Source organism: Bacteroides sp. An19, assembly GCF_002160215.1.
GTDB lineage: Bacteria > Bacteroidota > Bacteroidia > Bacteroidales > Bacteroidaceae > Phocaeicola > Phocaeicola intestinalis.
In genome coordinates this window covers 1-2481 of record NZ_NFKD01000128.1, presented here as the reverse complement: position 1 = coordinate 2481, position 2481 = coordinate 1, and the positions used below count along the sequence as shown (strand labels likewise).

Annotated in this window: 2 protein-coding genes; both read left to right on the top strand. The window is 41.6% G+C overall.

What is annotated here, in order from left to right; all coding sequences use genetic code 11:
- Positions 1-471: 471 nt before the first annotated feature.
- The gene (locus tag B5F25_RS20785; RefSeq protein WP_087251738.1) at positions 472-780 is read left to right on the top strand and encodes a helix-turn-helix transcriptional regulator; all 309 of its coding nucleotides are present in this window, start codon (positions 472-474) and stop codon (positions 778-780) included.
- An 8-nt stretch (positions 781-788) separates the two neighbouring features.
- A complete protein-coding gene (locus tag B5F25_RS20780; protein ID WP_087251739.1) occupies positions 789-2279 on the top strand; it encodes a type II toxin-antitoxin system HipA family toxin in 1491 nt (496 codons plus the stop codon).
- Positions 2280-2481: the final 202 nt, after the last annotated feature.

Genomic DNA, 2481 nt, shown 5'->3' with positions numbered 1-2481 from the left:
CTGCATTTCTAATTCTTCAAATCCAGTTCTGTTCATTGCTATTCGGTTTGATTGTTATGCGGGGGCAAAATTACAATCAAGCCATAGGACATGCAATGTGTATTTCTTAGAATGCTTACCGTGTCTCTGTGTTCGATTTTTTTTCGGGCAGGCAGACCCTGCCCCTACAGGTTAACTGACAAGATGCGGACATTCATTAAAAAATAAACTCTGTGCCTTTGCGTCTCTGTGTTCCATTTTTTCGGGCAGGCAGACCCTACCATCTTTTACCCAAGCCACACACTGAAATTTACTTACCCTAACGTGAATTCACTAATCTTTCTTTTCATTTAATTATTAAAGTTTTCTCAGAGAAGTTCGTTCTAATCAGATTAATTTTGTAGTTTTGTATTTGTAATATTCATTATAATGAAGATTAATATATAAAAGTGTATTTAATTATCATTATAATGATATATAAATATAGGAAATATGGCAGACTTTTATGAATACTCTACTCCCGAGATTGTAAGGCTATTAGGTGCCCGGTTTAAGGAATACAGAATACGCTGTAATCTTACTCAGAAAGATGTTTCCGAGCAATCGGGAATTGGACTTACCACCATCCACAAATTTGAGAACGGCACTGCAGGCAATATTTCATTGTCCACATTTATCGTGTTGCTGAAAGTCGTTGGGCAGATCAACATGATAGACCATATTCTTCCAGAGCTACCAGAATCTCCTTACCTGATGCGTAAAGACGATAAAAAGACACAGCGCGTAAGACACTCCAAATGATACGAACTATGGTACAATCTTTAAGAGTAATGCTTTGGGGTGAAGAAATAGGCCGGTTGGCTTGGGATACCAAACGCAGATTGTTCTACTTCACGTATAACCCCGTCTTTCTGAAGAAAGGTCTGAATATATCTCCATTGGCAGCACCGGTAGATGGGGCAAGAGGTCTTATGCCTATCTGGGGAGAAGATGCTAAAATTTATCAGAAATTACCTGCTTTTGTAGCCGATTCATTGCCTGATGCCTGGGGTAATCAGTTGTTTGATTTGTGGCGTCAACAGAACCATCTGTCCAATGCAGACATTACTCCCCTTGACAAGCTCTCGTTCATTGGGAAACGTGGCATGGGAGCTCTCGAGTTTCTACCTGAAGTTTCGCGAGAACGCAAGGCAGGGAAAATAGATATCAAGTCTTTGGCTAATCTGGCAGAGCGCATATTCACAGAAAAAGAAAATGCACGAATTCTACCCGAAGAATCCATTACCATGCAATCGTTGCTTACTGTAGGTACTTCTGCAGGTGGCCGTCAACCCAAAGCCATTGTGGCCATCAACCGAAAGAGTGGAGAGATACGTAGCGGACAGATTTCCGGCTTGGATGACTTTGATTACTGTCTGATTAAATTCGGCAATTCTCAATATAGTTCAGCAGAATTGGAGATGGCCTATTATGAACTGGCTACTATGGCAGGAATCAATATGATGCCATCTGAACTCTATCAGGTAGATGGAAATAATCATTTCATGACCAGACGTTTCGACCGTAAGGATGGAAAGAAGGTTCATACCCAGACTTTGGCTGCCATCCGTCCCGAAGCCGACAGTTACGAACAGCTGATAGCAGTATGTCGGAAACTTCATCTGCCCGAGGCTGACTGTTCTGAGGTATTCCGTCGGATGGTATTCAATATCTTGGCCAACAATACGGACGACCACAATAAGAATTTTTCATTTGTTATGAGTGAAGATGGTTCCTGGCGTCTGTCTCCGGCATACGATATCACTTATATATTCGACAACGGAGGATTTTTGCCCAATGAAGAGCACTGTCTGTATATCCGCGCCAAACTTCGGGATATTACACGGGATGATGTCATCCAGTTTGCTAAAGACAATGGCATACGCCGGCCTGATGCAGTGATACGTGAAGTAGCAGACAGTCTGAAACAATTCCGTACGGTCGCTTCAAAATATGGTGTTGCTGAGCAGTGGATAGGACGGATTGAAACAACTATAGCCAATCATTTGAGGTCTTGGGGTGAGTTGGAAGAAGCTACACATGCATCTGAAATAACCATCAACAGACATATCGTAAAGAACATCCGGATGGAGCAGGCTTTTAAAGGAAATTTCCATCTGCTCGCCGAAATAGATGGTAATGAACGAAAGTTCGTTATGGGTAAAAACAAGGAAGAGTTTTCTCTTATTGAATCGATTGGAATAGCAAATCTGTCATCTGAACAGCTCAAAGATATGGTTGAGAAATATTTTGGTCTGTAAATTGACATTCACTAAAAAATAAACTCTGTGCCTTCGTGTCTCTATGTTCCATTTTTTTCGGGCAGGCAGACCCTGCCCCTACAAGTTAGAAGCTGTTTTGAATTTCTCCAAAAAGTTTTTCTTGGCTTGATGTATCCGTTTTCGTGTGTGCTTTGGGCGATTTTTTGGTCCTTTTCGCTCCTGTTCTTCGTCAGATAGCCCG

What these genes read in the sequence shown, in the direction of transcription:
- B5F25_RS20785 (WP_087251738.1), top strand. Translation starts at nt 472, where the DNA reads ATGGCAGACTTTTATGAATACTCTACTCCCGAGATTGTAAGGCTATTA.
- B5F25_RS20780 (WP_087251739.1), top strand. Translation starts at nt 789, where the DNA reads ATGGTACAATCTTTAAGAGTAATGCTTTGGGGTGAAGAAATAGGCCGG.